This is a genomic window from Pseudomonas sp. SCPG-7 (assembly GCF_002156405.1).
GTDB lineage: Bacteria > Pseudomonadota > Gammaproteobacteria > Pseudomonadales > Pseudomonadaceae > Aquipseudomonas > Aquipseudomonas parakoreensis.
On the sequence record NZ_MVOO01000011.1, the window covers coordinates 86847 to 110268 of the forward strand.

A 23422-nucleotide genomic window follows, 5' to 3' on the forward strand; every position below is an offset into this window, starting at 1 on the left:
GAACACCAGCGCAGCTTATTAAGGCAAGGGACTAGACCATGCATTTCACCATTCAACGCGAAGCCCTGTTGAAACCCCTGCAACTGGTCGCAGGCGTCGTCGAGCGCCGACAGACCTTGCCGGTACTGTCCAACGTGCTGTTGGTCGTCGACGGCCAGCAGCTGTCGCTGACCGGTACCGACCTGGAAGTCGAGCTGGTGGGGCGCGTGCAACTCGAAGAACCGGCCGAAACCGGGTCCATCACCGTGCCTGCGCGCAAGCTGATGGACATCTGCAAGAGCCTGCCCAACGACGCACTGATCGACATCAAGGTCGACGAGCAGAAACTGGTGGTGAAGGCCGGTCGTAGCCGTTTCACCCTGTCGACCTTGCCGGCCAACGATTTCCCGACGGTTGAAGAAGGCCCGGGTTCGCTGACCTGCAGCCTGGAGCAGAGCAAACTGCGTCGTTTGATCGAACGCACCAGCTTCGCCATGGCTCAGCAGGACGTGCGCTACTACCTCAACGGCATGCTGCTGGAAGTCTCGGCTGGTGTGATCCGTGCCGTGGCCACCGACGGTCACCGTCTGGCGATGTGCTCGATGCAGGCGGATATCGGTCAGCCGGATCGCCACCAGGTGATCGTGCCGCGCAAAGGTATCCTCGAACTGGCGCGTCTGCTTACCGAGCCGGACGGCAACGTCAGCATCGTTCTGGGTCAGCACCACATCCGCGCCACCACCGGCGAATTCACCTTCACTTCGAAGCTGGTCGACGGCAAGTTCCCGGATTACGAGCGCGTTCTGCCTAAGGGCGGCGACAAGCTGGTATTGGGCGATCGTCAGGCACTGCGTGAAGCCTTCAGCCGTACCGCAATTCTGTCCAACGAGAAATACCGTGGTATCCGTCTGCAACTGGCCAACGGTCAGTTGAAGATCCAGGCCAACAACCCGGAGCAGGAAGAAGCCGAAGAAGAAGTGGGCGTTGAATACAACGGCGGTTCGCTGGAAATCGGCTTCAACGTGAGCTACCTGCTCGACGTGCTGGGCGTGATGACCACCGAACAGGTTCGCCTGATCCTGTCCGACTCCAACAGCAGTGCGCTGGTGCAAGAGTCCGACAATGACGACTCGGCTTATGTTGTCATGCCGATGCGTCTGTAATCAGCTGATCCTGGATGTCGTTAAGTCGTGTTTCGGTCACCGCGGTGCGCAATCTGCACCCGGTGACCTTCTCCCCCTCCCCCCGCATCAACATTCTTTACGGCGCCAACGGCAGCGGCAAAACCAGTGTTCTGGAAGCCATTCATCTGCTGGGGCTTGCCCGTTCGTTTCGTAGCACGCGGCTGTTGCCGGTCATCCAGTACGAGCAACTCGCCTGCACGGTGTTCGGTCAGGTCGAATTGGCCGAGGGTGGCCACAGTGCGTTGGGCATATCTCGCGACCGTCAGGGTGAGTTTCAGATTCGCATCGACGGGCAGAACGCCCGCAGCGCTGCGCAATTGGCCGAGATCCTGCCACTGCAGTTGATCAACCCCGATAGCTTCCGCTTGCTCGAAGGTGCGCCGAAGATTCGCCGGCAGTTTCTCGATTGGGGCGTGTTCCACGTCGAACCGCGTTTCATGGCGACCTGGCAGCGTTTGCAGAAGGCCTTGCGCCAGAGAAACTCCTGGCTGCGGCATGGTACACTTGACGCCGTTTCGCAAGCGGTTTGGGACAGGGAACTGTGCCAGGCCAGCGCTGAAATCGATGAATACCGCCGCGCTTACATCAAAGCCTTGAAACCAGTCTTTGAACAAACCTTGAGCGAACTGGTTGAGCTTGAAGGTTTGACGCTCAGCTATTACCGAGGCTGGGACAAGGACCGGGAATTGAGTGCCGTACTGGCTGGCTCCGTGCAACGGGACCAGCAAATGGGTCATACCCAGGCCGGACCGCAACGGGCTGATTTGCGTCTTAGATTGGGCGCACACAATGCCGCGGACATCTTGTCCCGGGGTCAGCAGAAGCTGGTGGTTTGTGCCTTGCGAATTGCCCAGGGGCATCTGGTGAGCCAGGCCCGACGCGGCCAGTGTATTTATCTGGTGGATGACTTGCCGTCCGAGCTGGACGAGAGCCACCGTCGCGCGCTGTGCCGCTTGCTGGAAGACTTACGCTGCCAGGTTTTCATCACCTGTGTAGATCACGAATTATTGAGGGAAGGCTGGCAGACGGAAACGCCAGTCGCTCTGTTCCACGTGGAACAGGGCCGTATCACCCAGACCCACGACCATCGGGAGTGAAGGCATTGAGCGAAGAAAATACGTACGACTCAACGAGCATTAAAGTGCTGAAAGGCCTGGATGCCGTACGCAAACGTCCCGGTATGTACATTGGTGACACCGACGATGGCAGCGGTCTGCACCACATGGTGTTCGAGGTGGTCGACAACTCGATCGACGAAGCCCTCGCCGGCCACTGCGACGACATCAGCATCATCATCCACCCGGATGAGTCCATCACCGTCAAAGACAACGGCCGTGGCATCCCGGTAGACGTGCACAAAGAGGAAGGCGTTTCCGCCGCCGAGGTCATCATGACCGTCCTCCACGCTGGCGGTAAGTTCGACGATAACTCCTACAAGGTCTCCGGCGGTCTGCACGGTGTAGGTGTGTCGGTCGTGAACGCCCTTTCCGAAGAGCTGGTACTGACCGTACGCCGCAGCGGCAAGATCTGGGAACAGACCTACGTTCACGGCGTGCCTCAGGCACCGATGGCGATCGTTGGCGACAGCGAAACCACCGGCACCCAGATCCACTTCAAGGCGTCCAGCGAAACCTTCAAGAACATTCACTTCAGCTGGGACATCCTGGCCAAGCGCATTCGTGAACTGTCCTTCCTCAACTCCGGTGTCGGCATCGTCCTCAAGGATGAGCGCAGCGGCAAGGAAGAGCTGTTCAAGTACGAAGGCGGCCTGCGTGCGTTCGTTGAATACCTGAACACCAACAAGACTGCGGTCAATCAGGTGTTCCACTTCAACATCCAGCGTGAAGACGGCATTGGCGTGGAAATCGCTCTGCAGTGGAACGACAGCTTCAACGAGAACCTGTTGTGCTTCACCAACAATATTCCACAGCGCGATGGCGGTACTCACCTGGTGGGTTTCCGTTCCGCACTGACGCGTAACCTGAACAACTACATCGAGCAGGAAGGTCTGGCGAAGAAGCACAAAGTCGCCACCACCGGTGACGATGCCCGTGAAGGCCTGACCGCGATCATCTCGGTGAAAGTGCCGGATCCGAAGTTCAGCTCGCAAACCAAAGACAAGCTGGTGTCTTCCGAAGTGAAGACCGCGGTCGAGCAGGAGATGGGTAAGTACTTCTCCGACTTCCTGCTGGAAAACCCTAACGAAGCCAAGCTGGTCGTCGGCAAGATGATCGACGCGGCGCGTGCCCGTGAAGCGGCGCGCAAGGCCCGTGAGATGACCCGCCGCAAAGGCGCGCTGGACATCGCCGGCCTGCCGGGCAAGCTCGCTGACTGCCAGGAAAAAGACCCGGCGCTGTCCGAACTGTACCTCGTGGAAGGTGACTCCGCGGGCGGCTCTGCCAAGCAGGGACGTAACCGCAAGACCCAGGCGATCCTGCCGCTGAAGGGCAAGATCCTCAACGTCGAGAAAGCACGCTTCGACAAGATGATCTCGTCCCAGGAAGTGGGCACCCTGATCACCGCACTGGGCTGCGGCATCGGTCGCGAAGAGTACAACATCGACAAGCTGCGCTATCACAACATCATCATCATGACCGATGCTGACGTCGACGGTTCGCACATCCGTACCCTGCTGCTGACTTTCTTCTTCCGTCAGTTGCCGGAGCTGATCGAGCGCGGTTACATCTACATCGCCCAGCCGCCGCTGTACAAGGTCAAGAAAGGCAAGCAAGAGCAATACATCAAAGACGACGACGCCATGGAAGAGTACATGACGCAGTCGGCCCTGGAAGATGCAAGCCTGCACCTGAACGAAGAGGCCCCGGGCATTTCCGGTGAAGCGCTCGAGCGTCTGGTGAACGACTTCCGCATGGTAATGAAAACCCTCAAGCGTCTGTCGCGCCTGTACCCGCAGGAGCTGACCGAGCACTTCATCTACCTGCCGGCCGTGAGCCTGGAAATGCTCGGCGACCACGCCAAGATGCAAGACTGGCTGGCCCAGTACGAAGTGCGTCTACGCACCGTCGAGAAGTCGGGCCTGGTCTACAAGGCCAGCCTGCGTGAAGACCGTGAACGTGGCGTGTGGCTGCCGGAGGTCGAGCTGATCTCCCACGGTCTGTCGAACTACGTCACCTTCAACCGCGACTTTTTCGGCAGCAACGACTACAAGACCGTCGTCACCCTCGGCGCTCAACTGAGCACCCTGCTCGACGAAGGAGCGTACATCCAGCGCGGCGAGCGCAAGAAAGCCGTCACCGAGTTCAAGGAAGCCCTCGACTGGCTGATGGCTGAAAGCACCAAGCGCCACACCATCCAGCGCTACAAAGGTCTGGGCGAAATGAACCCGGATCAGCTGTGGGAAACCACCATGGACCCAAGCGTGCGCCGCATGCTGAAAGTCACCATCGAAGACGCCATTGGCGCAGACCAGATCTTCAACACCCTGATGGGTGATGCGGTCGAACCTCGCCGTGACTTCATCGAGAGCAATGCGTTGGCGGTATCCAACCTGGATTTCTGATCCCGGTCGGCGTCAAACAAAAAGGCCAACGCTCAAGCGTTGGCCTTTTTATTGGCCGATCAAAAGATCGTCCGAACGCGGTCCGATCTTTTGATTTTTACTCGGATGCAACCGCCACACTCTCCAACCGATACCCATACCCATAAATCGTCAGCAACTGCCAACCTCGATCTGCCGTCAGCCCCAGTTTGTTGCGCAGGCGATAGATGTGCGTATCCAGCGGCCGTGATGACGCGACTTCTTCATGCGGCCAGAAGCGTTCGTACAGATACTCCCGCGATAACGGCCGACCCAGGTTACTGAACAGGCACCGCGCCAGGCGGTACTCACGTTCGGTCATGACGACTGACTTTCCCTCGCGGGTGACACTCAGTTCGGCATCGTCGAAGGTCAGGTCATAGAAGGTCAGGACTTCGGCAGCACTGCTGCGTGGCTGGCTGTGCCGGCGCAGGACGGCGGCGACTCGGGCTTTCAGCTCGTTGGGGCGGAAAGGCTTGCTGACGTAATCGTCGGCACCGGCGTTCAGCGCCTGGACGATATCGCTTTCGCCGTCGCGGCTGGTCAGCATGATCGCGGCGGGCGGCGACTCCATGTGTTCGCGGGTCCAGCGCAGCAGCGCCAGGCCAGTGATGTCGGGCAGTTGCCAGTCGAGGATCAGCAAGTCGAAGGTGTCCCGACGCAACTGGCGCAACAGGTCCTCACCCCGTTCAAAGCTGTGCAGCGACCAAGGCTGCTCTCCCACTGCAGCCATCTGCTGCAGGGTTTGCTCGACCCGACGCAGTTCGGCGGGTTCATCATCCAGTATCGCAACGCGCATACGCGTGGGTTCCTTGTTGCTTGGGCAGTGGCCGGCCACGTTAACGGCTCGGCCTGAGCAATAAAAGTAAGCCGTTCACCATCGGTCGACGTCCGCTATGATTCTTCGGATCTACATCCTCAGACCTGTGGCCCATGAAACCATTCACTGTCCCCTGCCCTGTTTGTCATGATTAGCCCGCGTCGGCGTGAAAGCCGCGAGCCGAGTCAGGTTCAGCGCCTGTTTCGGCGATTGGTGCGTGAGTGGTTGTGGATAAGTCTAGTGCTGTTGCCGCTGACTGCCCTGTTGTCGTATCGCGCGCAGATTAATCTGCACGATGCGTCACCGGTTTGGAGCGCGTTGCTTTCGGCGGGATGGGTGGCGGTTGTCCTCGGTTTGCTGCCGTGGCGTCCGCGCTGGGCGATCTGGGTAACGCTGGGTGGGGTGGCGGGTGTGTTGCTCACCAGCGCCGCACTAGCGGAAGTTCGTCACTGGTGGTCACCGACGCCGGCAGCGCTTGGCATATTGTTCGGCTACCTGGTCTGGAACTGGCGGCGCCTGAGCGTGGTGCTGACGTACTTTGGCTGGGAGCTGGCACGGCTGGATCGCGAGCCGAAAGTATTCCCGGAACGGCGCCGCGCGCAATTCACCAGCGCTGACCAGCTGCAGGGCCAAATCATGGCACTGGAGCAAGCCATGAGCCGCACGCGCGATACCCGGCGCTTCATTGCCGACGGTCTGGAATACCTGCCGGTGGCGACACTGATCAGCGATCCCAAGGGGCAGATACTGCTCGGCAATCGCAAGGCGCGGGTATTGTTTGATCACCCGCTGGTTGGCGACGACGTCCTCGAGCATCTGGCCCGCCTCGGTTATCCGGAGTTGTCCACAGAACCACGTCCGGCGCTTTCCACCCTGGCGCTGCTGGAGTTTCGCGATCACAAGGAACGCAGCTTGCGTCTGGAACGGGCGGCTTTGCTGCCGGTGGATGGCGATACCCCCATCGGCTGGCTGCTGAGCCTCACAGACCTGAGTGCCGAACGCGCCGCCGAAGAACAGCGTGGGGTCTTGTTGCGGTTTCTTTCCCACGACCTGCGCGCCCCACATTCAGCGATTTTGGCCCTGCTCGATGTGCATCGCCATCAAGCCGGAGCGGACTCACCGCTGTTCGAACAGATCGAGCGCCAGGTACGCCGCGCGTTGGAATTGACCGATGGTTTCGTGTTGCTGGCCCGTGCGGAATCCGAGGCTTACCAGTTTCAACCCAGTCTGTTCGCGATGCTGGTGCTGGACGTGCTGGATCAGGCGCTGCCCATTGCTCAGCAGAAAAGCATCAAACTGTTGCACGCGATGGATGAGCAATCCCAGGAACGCCTGATCAGCGCGGATCAAGGCCTGTTGACCCGGGCCTTGTTCAACCTGTTGGAAAACGCCATCAAGTACAGCCCGGCAGGCACCACGATTCAGTTGAGCGTCAGTTGCCAAGGCGAGTGGCTGTGCTGTGAATTGACCGATCAGGGCAAAGGCATTGCCGCCGAGGAACTGCCGGATCTGTTCACTCAATACCGACGATTTTCATCGGCGCAGGGAATTGATGGTATCGGGCTGGGGCTGTCGATGGTCAAGGCAGTGATTGATCATCATGGCGGTCGCATCGAGTGCCACAGCATCGTCGATCAAGGCACTACGTTCCGGCTGCAGCTACCGTTGATGGCCGAGTGAACAGGCACAAAAAACCGGCTATATCAGCCGGTTTCTTTACTTCCGAAAAAAACTTATGCACCTTTTACGGTATTTTATGAGCTTGAGAAATATATAAGTAAATCAATAAGTTACTTTCAATATTCAGGCTTTTTCTACAAAACCGTACACAGGTTATCCACAAAATCTCAGACAGCCAGCTGATCATTCGCGGCAGGTGCCTGCGGCGCCGGTGGCAGCGAACCCATTTCGCGCTGAGTCTGTTCGTTCCAGGCCTGTACCCGGTCGTTCAGATCGGCGATGGCGCGAGGTCCAGTGCCTTCGGCGTACATCGGCTGACCGATGACCACGGTGATCACACCCGGCGTCTTGCCCCAGCCGATTTTCGGCCAGAACTTGCCGGCATTGTGTGCAATCGGCAGGACCGGAAGCGCCGCATTCACCGCCAAGGCGCTGCCACTGCGCGAGAACTTGCCAATAGTGCCGTGGGGAACGCGGGTGCCTTCCGGGAAGATCAATACCCAGACGTTGTCCTTGAGCAGTTCATCACCTTTGGCTGCGACTTGCTTGAGTGCGGCTTTCGGGTTGTCGCGGTCAATCGCGATCGGCCGCAGCATGGCCATGGCCCAGCCGAAGAACGGCACGTACAGCAATTCACGCTTGAGCACCTGGCTCAAGGGCGAGAAATAAGCGGAGAGAAAGAACGTCTCCCAGGTGCTCTGGTGGTTCGACTGAATCACACAGGGCCGGTCCGGCACGTTTTCCGCGCCTTTGATTTCGTAACGAATGCCGAGAAACACCTTGGTCAACCACAAGGCGCAACGGCACCAGTACACGTTGATAAAACGATAACGCGCCTTGAACGGCAGAAAGGGCGCGATAAAAAAGCTCAGGCTGCACCACAGCAAGGCAGTGGTGCCCAGCAGCAGGTAAAAGAGAAAAATTCTGATGGCCTGCAGTATCGACATGGCGACGTTTACCGTTACGGGCACTGCCCGACTGTTCAAGCGCACTCCCGATCAATCCCTGGTCAGGAACTTCAGAAGCACTCTAGTTGTGGATAAGTTCTGCGGCAATCGCCGCCAGATCGTCAAAAATCAGGGTGCCGACCGGAAGGGTCTTGCCCAGAGTTTTTTCGCCTTTCCCGGTCTTTACCAAAACGGGCTGTGAATCGACGGCTTTGGCGGCCTCCAGGTCACCAAGGCTGTCGCCGACGAACCAGACATTCGTCAGCGCCACGTTGTAATGCGCCGCGATGGTTTGCAACATCCCCGGTTTCGGCTTGCGACAGTCGCAACCTTCATCCGGCCCGTGCGGGCAATACACGATCAGCCCGACTTCACCGCCCTGCTCCGCCACCAGCGCGCGCAAGCGCGCGTGCATGGCGTCGAGGGTGGCGAGGTCGTAATAGCCGCGAGCAATACCCGACTGGTTGGTGGCCACCGCCACCGTCCAGCCGGCCTTGCTCAACTGCGCAATCGCTGCGATCGAGCCGGGCAGCGGAATCCACTCTTCCACCGACTTGATGTAAGCATCGGAGTCGTAATTGATCACTCCGTCCCGATCGAGAATCAGCAGTTTCAACAGCAGTCCCTCAACCCAGCAGCGAAATGTCGGCAACCCCGAGGAACAGACCACGCAGGCGCGCCAGCAGCGCGTAGCGGTTGGCCCGGACCTTGGCGTCTTCGGCATTGACCATGACGGCGTCGAAGAACGCATCTACCGGTTCGCGCAATGCCGCCAGACGCGCCAGCGATTCGTTGTACTGACGCGCTGCGGCCATTGGCTGCACCGCTTGATCCGCTTGCTGGATCGCCGAATACAGCGAGAACTCGTTGGCGTTGTCGAAGTATTTGGCCTCGACCACGGTCGGCACCGAGCCTTCGACTTTGCTCAACAGGTTCGATACACGCTTGTTGACCGCCGCCAGCGCCGCCGCTTCCGGCAGTTTGCGGAAGGCCTGTACCGCTTGCACACGCTGGTCGAAGTCCAGCGCCGAACCCGGCTTCAGGGCACGAACCGACAGGTAGGTGGCAACATCCACGCCTTCGTCTTCATAACGCGCCCGCAGACGGTCGAAGATGAACTCCAGCACCGAATCGGCCAGACCGGCAGCCTTGACCTTGGCGCCGAACGCAGTCACGGCGAAGGCCACGGCGTCGTTCAAGTCCAGATCCAGTTGTTTCTCGATCAGGATGCGCAGCACACCCAGCGCCGCACGGCGCAGGGCATACGGGTCTTTGCTGCCGGTTGGCAGCATGCCGATACCGAAGATACCGACCAGAGTGTCGAGTTTGTCGGCGATCGCGACAGCGGCACCGGTCAGGGTCGCCGGCAGTTCAGCACCGGCACCGCGTGGCATGTACTGCTCGTTCAGCGCCAGCGCGACATCTTCCGGCTCGCCGTCATTGAGCGCGTAGTAGTAACCGGCGACACCTTGCATCTCCGGGAACTCGCCGACCATTTCGGTGGCCAGGTCGCACTTCGACAGCAAGCCGGCACGGGCCGCCCACGAAGCGTTGCCGCCGATGCGCGCGGCAATGTATGCCGCCAGTTTCGAAACGCGCTCGGCTTTGTCGTAGACGCTGCCGAGTTTTTCCTGGAACACCACGTTCTGCAGGCGCAGGTTGAAATCTTCGAGTTTCTGCTTCTTGTCTTGCTTGAAGAAGAACTCGGCGTCGGTCAGACGTGGGCGAACCACTTTCTCGTTACCGGCGATGATCTGCTGCGGGTCTTTGGATTCGATGTTCGCCACGGTGATGAAACGCGGCAGCAACTTGCCCTCGGCATCCAGCAGGCAGAAGTACTTCTGATTGTCCTGCATGGTGGTGATCAGCGCTTCCTGCGGCACGTCGAGGAAACGTTCCTCGAACGAGCACACCAGCGGCACCGGCCATTCAACCAGCGCGGTCACTTCGTCGAGCAGCGCCGGAGGCACGATTGCAGTGCCTTCCTGACGGGTCGCCAGCTCTTCGGTGCGCTTGCTGATGATCTCGCGACGCTCGTTGGCGTCGGCCAATACATAAGCAGCACGCAGGTCGGCCAGGTAGCTCGACGGCGAACCGATGCGCACGCTTTCCGGGTGATGGAAACGGTGACCACGGGAGTCGCGGCCAGCCTTCTGCGCGAGGATGGTGCAGTCGATGACCTGGTCACCGAGCAGCATCACCAGCCACTGGGTCGGACGCACGAACTCTTCCTTGCGCGCCCCCCAACGCATGCGTTTCGGGATCGGCAGGTCGTTCAGCGAATCTTCGACGATGGTCGGCAGCAGGCTCGCGGTCGGCTTGCCGGCGATGTTCTGGCTGTAGCGCAGTTTCGGACCGCTCTGGTCGATTTCGCTCAGCTCGACGCCGCACTTCTTGGCGAAGCCCAGGGCGGCCTGAGTCGGATTGCCTTCAGCGTCGAAGGCGGCCTGACGTGGCGGGCCGTCGAGGTTGATGCTGCGATCCGGCTGCTGGGTGGCCAGCGCCGTGATCAGCACGGCCAGACGACGTGGCGCGGCGTAGACGGTTTTGCTTTCGTAGCTCAGGCCGGCAGCTTGCAGGCCCTTGTCGATACCGGCGAGGAACGCTTCAGCCAGGGTGTTGAGGGCTTTTGGCGGCAGTTCTTCGGTGCCCAGTTCAACCAGAAAATCTTGAGCACTCATTGTGCAGCCTCCAGCTTGGCCAGTACTTCGTCACGCAGGTCCGGGGTCGCCATCGGGAAGCCCAGCTTGGCGCGCGCCAGCAGGTAGGCTTGCGCAACGGAACGCGCCAGGGTGCGAACGCGCAGAATATATTGCTGACGCGCGGTCACCGAGATCGCCCGGCGCGCATCCAGCAGGTTGAAGGTGTGCGAGGCCTTCAGGACCATTTCGTAGCTTGGCAACGGCAGCGGCTGGTCGAGTTCGATCAGGCGCTTGGCTTCGCTTTCATAGAAGTCGAACAGTTCGAACAGTTTGTCGACGTTGGCGTGTTCGAAGTTGTAGGTGGACTGCTCCACTTCGTTCTGGTGGAACACGTCGCCGTAGGTCACTTTGCCGAACGGACCGTCAGCCCAGACCAGGTCGTAGACCGAATCCACGCCCTGCAGGTACATGGCCAGACGTTCCAGACCGTAAGTGATCTCGCCGGTCACCGGGTAGCACTCGATGCCGCCAGCCTGCTGGAAGTAAGTGAACTGAGTCACTTCCATGCCGTTGAGCCAGACTTCCCAGCCCAGACCCCAGGCGCCGAGGGTCGGCGATTCCCAGTTGTCTTCGACGAAGCGAATGTCGTGGACCAGCGGGTCCAGGCCGACATGCTTGAGCGAGCCCAGGTACAGTTCCTGGAAATTGTCCGGGTTCGGCTTCAGGACCACCTGGAACTGATAGTAGTGCTGCAGACGGTTCGGGTTTTCCCCGTAGCGGCCGTCAGTCGGACGGCGGCTTGGCTGCACGTACGCGGCGTTCCAGGTTTCCGGGCCGATGGCGCGCAGGAAGGTCGCGGTGTGGAAAGTGCCGGCGCCTACTTCCATATCGTAGGGCTGAAGTACCACACAACCTTGCTCGGCCCAGTATTGCTGGAGCGCGAGGATCAAGTCTTGGAAGGTACGCACGGCTGGCGTAGGCTGGCTCACGAAATTCACCTGTTTCTTGGGCTGCGATTTAAAGAGCGGGAGTATACCCGATTCAGTCGCACCTCCACCCCCTGGAGCCTTATGCCACGCTGCTTTTGGTGTACCGAAGATCCGCTGTACATGGCTTATCACGATCAGGAGTGGGGCACGCCGCTACGCGATGCGCAGGGTTTGTTCGAGTTGCTTTTGCTCGAAGGGTTCCAGGCCGGGCTGTCGTGGATCACCGTGCTGCGTAAACGCGAGCGCTACCGCGAGGTGTTGTACGGCTTCGACGTGCAGCGCGTGGCGCAGATGAGCGACGCCGAGATCTATGAACTGATGCTCGATCCGGGGATCATCCGCAACCGCCTCAAACTCAATGCCGCCCGGCGCAATGCCCAGGCCTGGCTGGCGCTGGAAGACCCGGTGGCCTTCCTCTGGTCGTTTGTCGGCGACCGCCCGATCATCAATCATTTCAAGGATCGCAGCGAAGTCCCGGCGATCACGCCCGAAGCGCTGGCCATGAGCAAGGCCCTGAAAAAGGCCGGCTTCACCTTCGTTGGCCCAACCATTTGCTACGCACTGATGCAGGCTTCGGGCATGGTCATGGATCACACTCAGGACTGTGACCGCTACGCGCAGCTGGTCAACGGCGGTTAGAATGGCCGCCTCGCGCACAGCACAAAATCAGGAGTGACCTGTGGAAAAGTTTAAAGGCGCCTTGCTGGTAGGCGCTCTGCGGCTGTTTGCCCTGCTGCCATGGCGGGCCGTGCAGGCCGTGGGTTCGGCGATCGGCTGGATCATGTGGAAAACCCCCAACCGTTCCCGCGACGTGGTGCGGATCAACCTTTCCAAATGTTTTCCACAGATGGACCCGGCCGAGCGCGAGCGCCTGGTCGGCCAGAGCCTGAAAGACATCGGCAAATCCCTGACCGAAAGCGCGTGCGCCTGGATCTGGCCGGCCCAGCGTTCGATCGATCTGGTGCGCGAAGTCGAAGGCCTCGACATCCTCAAGGATGCGCTGGCCTCGGGCAAAGGCGTGGTCGGCATCACCAGCCATCTGGGCAACTGGGAAGTGCTCAACCATTTTTATTGCAGCCAGTGCAAACCGATCATTTTCTACCGCCCGCCGAAGCTCAAGGCGGTGGATGAATTGCTGCGCAAGCAACGCGTGCAACTGGGCAACAAAGTCGCTGCTTCCACCAAGGAAGGCATCCTCAGCGTGATCAAGGAAGTGCGCAAAGGTGGTGCAGTGGGCATTCCGGCTGACCCGGAACCGGCCGAGTCCGCCGGGATTTTCGTGCCGTTCTTCGCCACCCAGGCGCTGACCAGCAAATTCGTGCCGAACATGCTCGCCGGCGGCAAAGCGGTCGGCGTGTTCCTGCATGCCCTGCGTCTGCCGGACGGTTCCGGCTACAAAGTGATCCTCGAGGCGGCGCCCGAAGCCATGTACAGCACCGATACCGAGGAGTCCTGTGCGGCCATGAGCAAAGTGGTCGAGCGCTATGTCGCGGCGTATCCGAGCCAGTACATGTGGAGCATGAAGCGCTTCAAGAAACGCCCGCCGGGCGAAGCGCGCTGGTACTGAGCAAGTTGGCACACTCTGTGGATAACCTGCAGGAGCTGCCGCAGGCTGTGATCTTTTGATCCAGCTTCTGCGGCTTATCCACAGCCTCGTTCATACAAGGGCGCATAAAGATGTCCGAACAACGCAAATCCTTCCGCATCAAGATCACCCACGACAGCTTCGGTGAGTGCCTGGGGCAGACGCGCAATCTGTCGGCCACCGGCGTGTATGTCCAGCATCCAGGCCTGGCTTCGTTGCCCAAAGGCGCGGTGGTTTATGGTCAGGTGCAAGGTTTACCCACAGGCGCGCCACGGGTGCGAATGGAAGTGGTCACGGTGGATGCCGAGGGCATTGGCCTGCGTTATCTCTAGCTTATTGCGCCTGGCGGTCGAGCTTCTTCAGAAACACGGTCATTTCCTTCTCCGCCTGCTTGTCGCCATGGGCGCGGGCGGCTTCCAGACCTTGCTCCCACGCCTGCCGCGCGGCGGCGTACTCGCCCAGTGCAAGCTGAGCCTTGCCCAATAGTTTCCACGCCGCCGAGTACTTCGGGTCGAAACCGACACAGCGCTGGAAATGCTCGGCTGCCTTGGCGTTCTCTCCCAAATCCAGATAACCCTTGCCCAGGCCAAAGCGCAGCAATGAGTTATCCACACCCTTGGCGAGCATTTTTTCCAGGGATTCGAGCATCGGTGGAGTCCTTTTCTAGTGCGTCAGAAAGATCTGCGGTGCCGCCATCGCTGGCAAGCCAGCTCCCACAAGGATCTCGGGTGCACATCACATTTGTGAACAACCGAAAAACCTGTGGGAGCTGGCTTGCCAGCGATGGGGCCAATGAAGGCACCGCTCATTCAGGATCAGAAGAAGCTCAGACCCACATGAAACAGCTTCTCCACATCGCGGATATGCTTTTTATCCACAAGGAACAGAATCACATGGTCACCCGTTTCGATCACCGTATCGTCGTGGGCGATGATCACTTCTTCGTTGCGGATGATCGCACCGATCGTGCTGCCCGGCGGCAGGCCGATTTTCTCGATCGGCCGGCCGATGACCTTGCTCGACTTCGCATCGCCGTGGGCAATCGCCTCAATGGCTTCCGCCGCACCCCGACGCAGTGAATGCACACTGACGATATCGCCACGCCGTACGTGAGCGAGCAAAGTGCCGATGGTCGCCAGTTGCGGACTGATGGCGATGTCGATGTCGCCCCCCTGAATCAGGTCGACGTACGCCGGGTTGTTGATAATCGTCATCACCTTCTTCGCCCCCAGCCGTTTGGCCAGCAGCGACGACATGATGTTGGCTTCGTCATCGTTGGTCAGCGCGAGGAAGATGTCGGCGTCGGCAATGTTCTCTTCCAGCAGCAGATCACGGTCCGACGCGCTGCCCTGCAACACCACGGTGCTGTCGAGGGTGTCGGAGAGATAACGGCAGCGTGCCGGGTTCATTTCGATGATCTTTACTTGATAACGGCTTTCGATGGCCTCGGCCAGACGCTCGCCGATCTGCCCGCCACCGGCAATCACGATGCGCTTGTAGGTTTCGTCGAGACGGCGCATTTCGCTCATCACCGCGCGAATATTCTCACGGGCGGCGATGAAGAAAACTTCGTCATCGGCCTCGATCACCGTATCGCCCTGCGGCAGGATCGGTCGGTCACGGCGGAAAATCGCCGCGACACGCGTCTCGACATTCGGCATGTGCTCGCGCAACTGGCGCAGTTGCTGGCCCACCAGCGGTCCGCCGTAATAGGCGCGCACCGCCACCAGTTGCGCCTGGCCTTCGGCGAAATCGATCACTTGCAGCGCGCCCGGATGCTGGATCAGACGCTTGATGTAGTTGGTCACCACTTGCTCGGGGCTGATCAGCACGTCGACCGGAATCGCTTCATTCTGGAACAGCTGTTCTTCGCGATTGAGGTAGGACGCTTCGCGCACCCGGGCGATCTTGGTCGGGGTGTGGAACAGCGTGTGCGCGACCTGGCAGGCGACCATGTTGGTTTCGTCGCTGTTGGTCACCGCCACGAGCATATCGGCATCGTCGGCGCCGGCCTGACGCAATACCGACGGCAGCGAGCCGCGGCCCTGAATGGTGCGGATGTCGAGACGGTCGCCGAGGTCGCGCAGGCGCTCGCCGTCGGTGTCGACCACGGTGATGTCGTTGGCTTCGCTCGCCAGGTGTTCGGCCAGCGAACCGCCGACCTGCCCCGCACCGAGGATGATGATTTTCATCCAGTCACTCCGTTGAATCCGTTTAGCCGCGCGCGGCAGCGATCTTGATCAGCTTGGCGTAGTAGAACCCGTCATGCCCGCCCTGCTGGGCCAGCAATTGGCGACCGTGGGGCTGTTTGATCCCGGCGGTGGTCGCCAGATCCAGTTCGCGGGCACCCGGCGTGCGCTCGAGAAACGCGGCGATGACGTCGGTGTTCTCGGTTGGCAAGGTCGAGCAAGTGGCGTAGAGCAAAATGCCGCCGACTTCGAGGGTTTTCCACAGGGCGTCGAGCAGCTCGCCTTGCAGCTGTGCGAGGGCAGCGATGTCGTCGGCCTGACGAGTCAGCTTGATGTCCGGGTGGCGGCGGATCACGCCGGTGGCCGAGCATGGCGCGTCGAGCAGGATGCGCTGGAACGGCTTGCCGTCCCACCACGCTGCGGTGTCGCGTCCGTCAGCGGCGATCAGTTCGGCGCTCAGGCCCAGTCGCTCAAGGTTTTCCTTCACCCGCACCAGACGTTTGGCTTCCAGATCCACGGCCACCACGCCGGCCAGCGCCGATTCGGCTTCGAGGATGTGGCAGGTCTTGCCACCCGGAGCGCAGCAAGCGTCGAGTACGCGCTGGCCGGGGGCGAGATCGAGCAGATCGGCGGCCAATTGCGCCGCTTCGTCCTGCACGCTGATCCAGCCTTCGGCAAAACCCGGCAGGCTGCGCACGTCGGTGGCGGCTTCGAGGACGATGCCGTCGCGGCTGTAAACACACGGCGTGGCAGCGATGCCGGCGTCGCTGAGCAAGCCGAGGTAGGCATCGCGGTCGTGATGCCGGCGGTTGACCCGCAGGATCATCGGCGGGTGCGCGTTATTCGCCGCGCAGATCGCTTCCCACTGCTCAGGCCAGAAGGCTTTCAGGGATTTTTGCAGCCAGCGCGGGTGGGCGGTGCGCACCACCGGGTCGCGCTCAAGTTCCGCGAAAATCGTCTCGCTTTCGCGCTGGGCGTTGCGCAGCACGGCATTGAGCAACCCCTTGGCCCACGGCTTTTTCAGCTTATCGGCGCAACCGACGGTTTCGCCGATGGCCGCGTGCGGCGGCACGCGGGTGTAGAGCAGTTGATAGAGACCGACCAGCAGCAACGCCTCGACATCGGCGTCGGCAGCCTTGAACGGCTTCTGCAAAAGCTTTTCCGCCAGTGCCGACAGCCGTGGCTGCCAGCGCGCAGTACCGAACGCCAGATCCTGAGTGAAACCGCGATCACGGTCTTCGACCTTGTCCAGTTGCGTCGGCAGGGAGCTGTTCAGCGATGCCTTGCCACTGAGCACGGCGGCGAGTGCCTTGGCGGCGGCCAGACGCGGGTTCATTGTGCGTCCACCACGGCGCCGAGCACGGTGCCGACGGCGAATTTCTCGCGGCGGCTGTTGAACAGATCGGCGAAGTTCAGCGCCTTGCCGCCGGGCAGTTGCAGGCGGGTCAGGCACAGTGCCTGCTCACCGCAAGCGACGATCAGGCCGTCCTTGCTGGCGCTGAGGATTTCACCCGGTGCGCCATTGCCGTCAGCCAACGTTGCGGCCAGCACTTTCAGCGCTTCACCGTTGAGGGTGCTGTGGGTGATCGGCCATGGGTTGAAAGCACGGACCAGACGCTCCAGTTCGACCGCCGGACGGCTCCAGTCGAGGCGCGCTTCGTCTTTGTTCAGTTTGTGGGCGTAGGTGGCGAGCTCGTCGTTCTGCACTTCGCCTTCGAGGGTTCCGGCGGCCAGGCCGGCAATTGCCTGAACCACGGCGGGCGGGCCCATTTCGGCGAGACGGTCGTGCAGCGTGCCGCCCGTGTCGTCGGCGCTGATCGGGGTCACGACCTTGAGCAGCATCGGCCCGGTGTCGAGGCCCGCTTCCATGCGCATCACGGTCACGCCGCTTTCGGCATCACCGTGTTCCACGGCGCGCTGGATCGGCGCCGCACCGCGCCAGCGTGGCAGCAGCGAAGCGTGGCTGTTGATGCAGCCAAGGCGCGGAATATCCAGCACCGCTTGCGGCAGGATCAGGCCGTAGGCGACCACCACCATCAAGTCCGGCTTCAGTGCGGCGAGTTCAGCCTGAGCCTCAGCGTTGCGCAGGGTCGGCGGCTGCAACACCTGGATATTATTTTCCTGCGCCAACTGCTTAACCGGGCTCGGCATCAGTTTTTGCCCACGACCGGCCGGACGATCCGGTTGGGTGTAGACCGCAACGATCTCGTAAGGGCTGTTCAACAGGGCCTTGAGGTGTTCGGCGGCAAATTCCGGGGTACCGGCAAAAACGATGCGCAGTGGCTCAGTCATGAAAGGAGTCTCATAAAAAGAAAAAGGCTTGCCGCAGCAAGCCTTTGAAGAGGGGCATCAAGCGTTCTGGCGGTGCAGCTTTTCCAGTTTCTTCTTGATCCGGTCGCGTTTGAGCGTGGACAGGTAATCGACGAACAACTTGCCGTTGAGGTGGTCGCATTCGTGCTGGATGCACACCGCGAGCAGGCCTTCGGCGATCAGTTCGTAAGGCTGGCCATCGCGGTCCAGTGCCTTGATTTTGACCTTCTGCGGGCGGTCGACGTTTTCGTAGAAACCCGGCACCGACAGGCAGCCTTCCTGGTATTGATCCATCTCGTCGGTCAGCGATTCGAACTCGGGGTTGATAAACACCCGAGGTTCGGTGCGGTCTTCGGAAAGGTCCATCACGACGATACGTTTGTGCACGTTGACCTGGGTCGCGGCGAGGCCGATGCCCGGCGCTTCATACATTGTTTCAAACATGTCATCGACCAACTGACGCACTTCGTCGTCCACTACAGCCACAGGCTTGGCGATAGTACGCAGACGCGGGTCCGGGAATTCGAGGATGTTTAAAATGGCCATAGGCTGATTGCTGCACGTATTGAGTAAAGTCGGGTCGATGGCCTGGCAGGTCCGAAGATGCAGGCTACCGTTGTGAAGCGTAGCTAATGCAATTTGCAGTAGCGAGCCACGGGGGCTCTGACGGTTCACGCGAACGCACATGATAAAGGGATTCGCTGCATGAGGAAAACACTACTCGCCCTGCTGCTTCTGGCTTCGGCCGCGGCTGCGCAAGGGCAAGTGCAACTCAGGGATGGTTTTCCACAGCAATACACGGTGGTTTCGGGAGACACCCTCTGGGACATTTCCGGCAAATACCTGCGCGAGCCCTGGCAATGGCCACAGCTGTGGCGGGCCAATCCGCAAATTGAAAACCCCAACCTGATCTACCCCGGCGACACGCTGACGCTCAGTTACGTCAACGGCCAGCCGCAACTGACGCTCAAGCGCGGCGAGTCACGGGGCACCATCAAGCTGTCGCCACGCATCCGCACCAGCCCGGTGGCCGAGGCGATTCCGAGCATTCCGCTGAAATCGATCAACAGCTTTCTGCTGAGCAACCGCATCGTCGACAAGGTCGAGGACTTCGACAAGGCGCCGTACATCGTCGCCGGCGATGCCGAGCGCGTGTTGAGCGGCACCGGTGACCGAATCTTCGCTCGCGGGCATTTTGACCCGAACCAGCCGGTGTACGGCATCTTCCGCCAGGGCAAGGTCTATACCGACCCGCAGACCAAGGAGTTTCTCGGGATCAACGCCGACGATATCGGTGGCGGTGAAATCGTCGCCACCGAAGGCGACGTCGCCACCCTCGCCCTGCAACGCACCACCCAGGAAGTACGTCTGGGCGACCGTCTGTTCAGCGGCGAAGAGCGCTCGATCAATTCGACCTTCATGCCCAGCGCCCCGAGCACCCACATCAATGGACTGATCATCGACGTGCCGCGTGGTGTCACGCAGATCGGCGTAATGGACGTGGTCACCCTGAACAAGGGCAGGCGCGACGGCCTCGCCGAAGGCAATGTGCTGGTGGTGATGAAAACCGGGGAAACCGTGCGTGACCGGATCACCGGCCAGCCACTGAAAATTCCTGACGAACGGGCCGGTCTGCTGATGGTGTTCCGGACCTACGACAAGCTCAGTTACGGCCTCGTACTCAACGCATCACGCTCGTTGGCGGTGCTCGACAAGGTGCGAAATCCTTAGCAGGCTTAACAAGTTACCAACAGAGTTATCCACAGCTTGTTCCGAATGGTTCGGGACTTATAACGATCAAGGATGATCCATGATGCTGTCTGCCAGTACCTCCATTTCCCCTGCGGAACTGGAAGCGCGTTTGCGCCTGCACCGCTTGCCGGAAATCGGCCCAAAACGTTTTGCCAAGCTGCTTGAAGCCTTCGGCTCGGCGTCAAAAGCCATCAGTGCGCCAGGCAGTGCCTGGCGTGCGCTGGGTTTGCCGGCGGCGTGCAGTGACGCTCGGCGCAGTTGCGAAGTGCGCGACGGCGCGAGCCATGCATTGCGCTGGCTAGAGCAGCCGCAGCAGCATGTGCTGATGTGGGATCAAGCGGATTATCCGGCGTTGCTGGCGCAGATTCCCGACCCGCCACCGCTGTTGTTTGTGGCCGGCAATCCGCTGATGCTGGAAAAACCGCAACTGGCGATGGTTGGCAGTCGCCGTGCTTCACGTCCGGGAATGGACACCGCCGCAGCGTTTTCCCGTAGCCTGGCCGGGGCCGGTTTTGTCATCACCAGTGGTCTGGCCTTGGGTATCGATGCGGCGGCCCATCAAGCAGCGCTGGACGTCGGCGGACAAACCGTCGGCGTGCTTGGCACGGGACTGGAAAAATTTTATCCACAGCGCAATCGACGCCTTGCAGATGCAATGATCGCCTCCGGCAGTGCGGTGCTTTCAGAATTTCCCCTGGACGCCGGCCCGACGGCGAGCAATTTTCCCCGACGCAACCGGATCATCAGTGGTCTGTCCCTGGGCGTGCTGGTGGTAGAGGCCAGTGTCGCCAGCGGTTCGCTGATCACCGCACGACTGGCGGCGGAACAGGGCCGCGAGGTCTATGCGATTCCTGGCTCGATTCACCACCCCGGCGCGCGCGGCTGTCACCAGTTGATCCGCGACGGTGCGGTGCTGGTGGAAACCATCGAACACATCCTCGAAGCCCTGCGCGGCTGGCAGCAGCTGCCATTATCCACAGATATGCCGGAGGCCGGACACCCGTTGCTTGCCTTGCTGCATGCAGCGCCGCACACCAGTGAGGCGTTGGCCGACAGCTGTGGCTGGGCGTTGCCCAAAGTGCTGGCGGCGCTGACCGAACTGGAAATGGACGGCCGTGCGGTGTGTGAAAACGGTCGCTGGCTGGCCAGGACACGCTAGGTTTTACAGGGAAGATCGGTAAACTGCGCAAAACCTGTTTGCGGAGAGTTTTTTCATGGTCAACAGTTGGCGTGTGCAACAAGCCGCACGAGAGATTCGCGCCGGGGCGGTGATTGCCTATCCAACCGAAGCCGTCTGGGGGCTGGGTTGCGACCCGTGGAATGAAGAGGCGGTGGATCGACTGCTGGCGATCAAGAACCGTTCGGTGGACAAGGGCCTGATCCTGGTCGCCGACAATATCCGTCAGTTCGACTTCCTGTTCGAAGATTTCCCGCAAGAATGGATCGACCGCATGGCCAGCACCTGGCCGGGGCCGAACACCTGGCTGGTGCCGCATCAGAACCTGTTGCCGGAATGGGTGACGGGCGTGCATGACACCGTGGCTTTGCGGGTCAGCGATCATCCGCAGGTGCGGGATCTGTGCTCGATGGTCGGGCCGTTGATCTCGACTTCGGCCAACCCGCAGGGGCGGCCGGCGGCGCGCACGCGGTTGCGCGTCGAGCAGTATTTCCGTGGGCAGATCGATCTGATCCTCGGCGGCCAACTGGGTGGGCGCAAGAACCCCAGCGTGATCCGCGATCTGGCAACCGGCAAGGTCATTCGTCCCGACTGATCCTGCGTCGAAAACCTTTACCGTGAGTCTTCTTCGCCTGAATGGCGAGGAAGACTACGCCTGCCTGCGATTTATCCTGCAATGACGCTGTTTTCCATGTCGGAAAAGTCGCCAAGTGTCCGTATTCATTGATATTTCCCACCTGATTATCAGACTTTCTGGCGTGGCGGAATTGCCAAAAGCAACCATCCTTTCCCTGCACTTGAAACACTTCGATAAGTTAAGGTCTGCGGAGAAAGAATGGACACTACGAATTTGCAACTCACGGATTACCTGCGGGCGCTTCAGGTGACGTTGAAGAGTCACCATGACGGGTGTCGCATCGTGATGCTTGAGGCGGGGGCGGATACTCAGGAGTTCGACCGGTTTATCGATCGACAATTTCGGCTTCGGCTGCAGCATTACATGCTGACTTCACGGGCGCGGATGCTCGAAACCAGACTGGCGATAAAGTCGCGCAGTACTCACTTTCTGCTGTATCGCCACGATCAACTGCTGGCGGTACTGAGGGCGACTCCGGCACCGTTCGAATGGGTATCGCTGGCGCAGCAACACGTTTCTCCCACGGCGGCGCTGTCGCGCCATGTCGAATTCAGCCGCTTGATCTCCTACACACCCAATCAGCTACCCATCGCGGTCAATGGTCTGTTGGCCGCCGCTACCGAATGGGCCATCAAACGCGGCTATAAGGGCGTGACCGCGTTGTGCAGATCGCAACAGCTGCGCTTTTACCAGCGTTTCGGGCTGATGCCGATCGCCTCCAACGCGCTGCACATCGAACAGCGCGCACTCGGCGATTACTGGGTGGTGTCAGCCGAATGGCGGCAAATCCTCGCGGCGGTTCAACCGCCGGATCACGCGACGGTTGGCCATTTGGTGCAGAAACCGCTGGAGTGTCATCTGCCGAGGTGTTGAACGCGTTCGAAGGGTGTTGCCAGCCAGGAAGTTGCAACCCTGACTGGCAAGCCGCCGAAGGTGGATCAGGGCAGCAGGATGGTCGAGCCGGTGGTGCGTCGCGCCGACAGTTCGGTCTGCGCCTTCGCTGCATCAGCCAGTGAATAGCGCTGGCTGATGTCGACCTTGAGCTTGCCGCTGATGATCATCTCGAACAGCTCGTCGGCCATGCGCTGCAGGTTCTCGGCGTTGTTGGCGTAGGTCGCCAGGGTTGGCCGGGTCACGTACAGCGAACCCTTGGCCGCGAGAATCCCCAGATTGACCCCGTCCACTGCACCGGAGGCGTTGCCGAAACTCACCACCAGTCCGCGCGGCGAGACGCTGTCGAGCGAGGTCAGCCAGGTGTCCTTGCCGACGCCGTCGTACACCACCGGGACTTTCTGGCCATCGGTCAGCTCCAGCACCCGCTCTGCCACGTTTTCGTGGCTGTAATCGATGGTCGCCCAGGCGCCGTTGGCCTTGGCCAGTTCGGCTTTTTCCTTCGAGCTGACCGTACCGATCAGTTTCACGCCCAGCGCCTTGGCCCATTGGCAGGCCAGCGAACCGACACCCCCGGCAGCGGCGTGGAACAGAATGGTTTCGCCGCCCTTGAGTTCATAGGTCTGGCGCAGCAGATACTGTACGGTGAGGCCCTTGAGCATGACCCCGGCAGCGGTCTCGAAGCTGATCTCGTCCGGCAGCTTCACCAGATTGGCTTCGGGCAGGGTGTGCAAATCGCTGTAGGCACCCAACGGGCCGCTACCGTAGGCGACGCGGTCGCCGACCTTGAACCGGGTGACGTCGCTGCCCACCGCATCGACGATGCCGGCACCTTCCGCGCCCAGGCCGGACGGCAAGGCTGGCGGGGCATACAGACCGCTGCGGTAATAGGTGTCGATGAAGTTCAGGCCGATCGCCTTGTTGGCCACACGCACCTGATTCGGGCCGGGCGCGGCGGGCTGGTAGTCAACATACTCGAGCACTTCGGGACCGCCATGGGCACGGAACTGGATACGCTTTGCCATCTGCCTGCTCTCCTTGGGTCGTTTGTAAGCCCCCTATCCAACTCCCCTGCTTGATCTTCGTCAACTGCGGCACGCTT

The 23422-nt window shown here is 60.6% G+C and carries 22 protein-coding genes; 11 read left to right on the forward strand and 11 right to left on the reverse strand.

What is annotated here, in order from left to right; all coding sequences use genetic code 11:
* Nucleotides 1–38 precede the first annotated feature (38 nt).
* Genes dnaN through gyrB form a run of 3 tightly spaced genes read left to right on the forward strand, consistent with a single transcriptional unit; the run spans nt 39 to nt 4683 of the window.
* Nucleotides 39–1142, forward strand: a complete 1104-nt coding sequence (gene dnaN / locus B1722_RS20125; RefSeq protein ID WP_003220202.1) for a DNA polymerase III subunit beta — start codon at nt 39–41, stop codon at nt 1140–1142.
* 14 nt (nt 1143–1156) lie between these two features.
* Entirely contained in the window at nt 1157–2260 is a 1104-nt protein-coding gene (recF, locus tag B1722_RS20130; protein ID WP_003220208.1) for a DNA replication/repair protein RecF, read from the forward strand.
* 5 nt (nt 2261–2265) lie between these two features.
* Nucleotides 2266–4683, forward strand: a complete 2418-nt coding sequence (gene gyrB / locus B1722_RS20135) for a DNA topoisomerase (ATP-hydrolyzing) subunit B (RefSeq protein WP_007960764.1) — start codon at nt 2266–2268, stop codon at nt 4681–4683.
* 97 nt (nt 4684–4780) lie between these two features.
* Here the strand turns inward: gyrB and B1722_RS20140 are convergent, their stop codons facing one another.
* Entirely contained in the window at nt 4781–5500 is a 720-nt protein-coding gene (locus B1722_RS20140; RefSeq protein WP_041073600.1) for a response regulator transcription factor, read from the reverse strand.
* Nucleotides 5501–5668: 168 nt separating this feature from the next.
* Here B1722_RS20140 and B1722_RS20145 point away from each other — a divergent pair, with 168 nt between their 5' ends.
* Entirely contained in the window at nt 5669–7201 is a 1533-nt protein-coding gene (locus tag B1722_RS20145; RefSeq protein ID WP_041073602.1) for a HAMP domain-containing sensor histidine kinase, read from the forward strand.
* A gap of 167 nt (nt 7202–7368) precedes the next feature.
* Here B1722_RS20145 and B1722_RS20150 read toward each other — a convergent pair whose 3' ends face one another.
* The 4 genes from B1722_RS20150 to glyQ all read right to left on the reverse strand — a co-directional run bounded on the left by B1722_RS20150 (nt 7369) and on the right by glyQ (nt 11779).
* Nucleotides 7369–8148 carry a 1-acyl-sn-glycerol-3-phosphate acyltransferase gene (locus B1722_RS20150; RefSeq protein WP_041073604.1) on the reverse strand — a complete coding sequence of 260 codons (780 nt, stop codon included), beginning with the start codon at nt 8146–8148 and terminating at the stop codon, nt 7369–7371.
* Between the two features lie 82 nt (nt 8149–8230).
* Nucleotides 8231–8770 (reverse strand): D-glycero-beta-D-manno-heptose 1,7-bisphosphate 7-phosphatase, encoded by a 540-nt coding sequence (gene gmhB, locus B1722_RS20155; protein ID WP_174377011.1) that lies wholly within the window; start codon nt 8768–8770, stop codon nt 8231–8233.
* Nucleotides 8771–8774: 4 nt separating this feature from the next.
* The gene (gene glyS / locus B1722_RS20160) at nt 8775–10829 is read right to left on the reverse strand and encodes a glycine--tRNA ligase subunit beta (RefSeq protein WP_041073609.1); all 2055 of its coding nucleotides are present in this window, start codon (nt 10827–10829) and stop codon (nt 8775–8777) included.
* Nucleotides 10826–11779 (reverse strand): glycine--tRNA ligase subunit alpha, encoded by a 954-nt coding sequence (glyQ, locus tag B1722_RS20165; protein ID WP_003187265.1) that lies wholly within the window; start codon nt 11777–11779, stop codon nt 10826–10828. Before glyQ ends, glyS begins: the two co-directional genes overlap by 4 nt.
* An 81-nt stretch (nt 11780–11860) precedes the next feature.
* Here glyQ and B1722_RS20170 point away from each other — a divergent pair, with 81 nt between their 5' ends.
* The 3 genes from B1722_RS20170 to B1722_RS20180 all read left to right on the forward strand — a co-directional run bounded on the left by B1722_RS20170 (nt 11861) and on the right by B1722_RS20180 (nt 13696).
* A complete protein-coding gene (locus tag B1722_RS20170) occupies nt 11861–12418 on the forward strand; it encodes a DNA-3-methyladenine glycosylase I (RefSeq protein WP_041073611.1) in 558 nt (185 codons plus the stop codon).
* Nucleotides 12419–12458: 40 nt separating this feature from the next.
* Nucleotides 12459–13346 (forward strand): lysophospholipid acyltransferase, encoded by an 888-nt coding sequence (locus B1722_RS20175; protein WP_047596996.1) that lies wholly within the window; start codon nt 12459–12461, stop codon nt 13344–13346.
* A gap of 110 nt (nt 13347–13456) precedes the next feature.
* Nucleotides 13457–13696: a PilZ domain-containing protein gene (locus B1722_RS20180; protein ID WP_041073615.1), complete on the forward strand. Its 240-nt coding sequence runs from the start codon at nt 13457–13459 to the stop codon at nt 13694–13696.
* 1 nt (nt 13697) lies between these two features.
* On the opposite strand, the gene B1722_RS20185 is transcribed toward B1722_RS20180, so the two are convergent.
* The 5 genes from B1722_RS20185 to def all read right to left on the reverse strand — a co-directional run bounded on the left by B1722_RS20185 (nt 13698) and on the right by def (nt 18409).
* On the reverse strand, nt 13698–14012 hold the full coding sequence (locus B1722_RS20185; protein ID WP_086794063.1) for a tetratricopeptide repeat protein: 315 nt from the start codon (nt 14010–14012) through the stop codon (nt 13698–13700).
* Between the two features lie 167 nt (nt 14013–14179).
* Complete coding sequence (trkA, locus tag B1722_RS20190; protein WP_003220233.1) at nt 14180–15556, reverse strand: Trk system potassium transporter TrkA; 1377 nt, start codon at nt 15554–15556, stop codon at nt 14180–14182.
* 22 nt (nt 15557–15578) lie between these two features.
* Entirely contained in the window at nt 15579–16889 is a 1311-nt protein-coding gene (rsmB, locus tag B1722_RS20195; RefSeq protein ID WP_086794065.1) for a 16S rRNA (cytosine(967)-C(5))-methyltransferase RsmB, read from the reverse strand.
* Nucleotides 16886–17845 (reverse strand): methionyl-tRNA formyltransferase, encoded by a 960-nt coding sequence (fmt, locus tag B1722_RS20200; RefSeq protein WP_086794067.1) that lies wholly within the window; start codon nt 17843–17845, stop codon nt 16886–16888. Before fmt ends, rsmB begins: the two co-directional genes overlap by 4 nt.
* Nucleotides 17846–17902: 57 nt before the next feature.
* Nucleotides 17903–18409, reverse strand: a complete 507-nt coding sequence (gene def, locus B1722_RS20205; protein WP_027610272.1) for a peptide deformylase — start codon at nt 18407–18409, stop codon at nt 17903–17905.
* 159 nt (nt 18410–18568) lie between these two features.
* On the opposite strand from def, the gene B1722_RS20210 reads away from it, so the two are divergent.
* The 4 genes from B1722_RS20210 (at nt 18569) to B1722_RS20225 (ending at nt 22302) form a co-directional block, all read left to right on the forward strand.
* The gene (locus tag B1722_RS20210; RefSeq protein WP_086794069.1) at nt 18569–19594 is read left to right on the forward strand and encodes a LysM peptidoglycan-binding domain-containing protein; all 1026 of its coding nucleotides are present in this window, start codon (nt 18569–18571) and stop codon (nt 19592–19594) included.
* Between the two features lie 79 nt (nt 19595–19673).
* Nucleotides 19674–20774, forward strand: a complete 1101-nt coding sequence (gene dprA, locus B1722_RS20215) for a DNA-processing protein DprA (protein ID WP_086794071.1) — start codon at nt 19674–19676, stop codon at nt 20772–20774.
* A 55-nt stretch (nt 20775–20829) separates the two neighbouring features.
* A complete protein-coding gene (locus B1722_RS20220; protein ID WP_007962683.1) occupies nt 20830–21387 on the forward strand; it encodes an L-threonylcarbamoyladenylate synthase in 558 nt (185 codons plus the stop codon).
* Nucleotides 21388–21627: 240 nt separating this feature from the next.
* Nucleotides 21628–22302, forward strand: coding sequence for a hypothetical protein (locus B1722_RS20225; protein WP_086794073.1), 675 nt, complete (start codon nt 21628–21630; stop codon nt 22300–22302).
* A gap of 65 nt (nt 22303–22367) precedes the next feature.
* Here the strand turns inward: B1722_RS20225 and B1722_RS20230 are convergent, their stop codons facing one another.
* Nucleotides 22368–23345 carry an NADPH:quinone reductase gene (locus B1722_RS20230; RefSeq protein ID WP_086794075.1) on the reverse strand — a complete coding sequence of 326 codons (978 nt, stop codon included), beginning with the start codon at nt 23343–23345 and terminating at the stop codon, nt 22368–22370.
* Between the last annotated feature and the right edge of the window lie 77 nt (nt 23346–23422).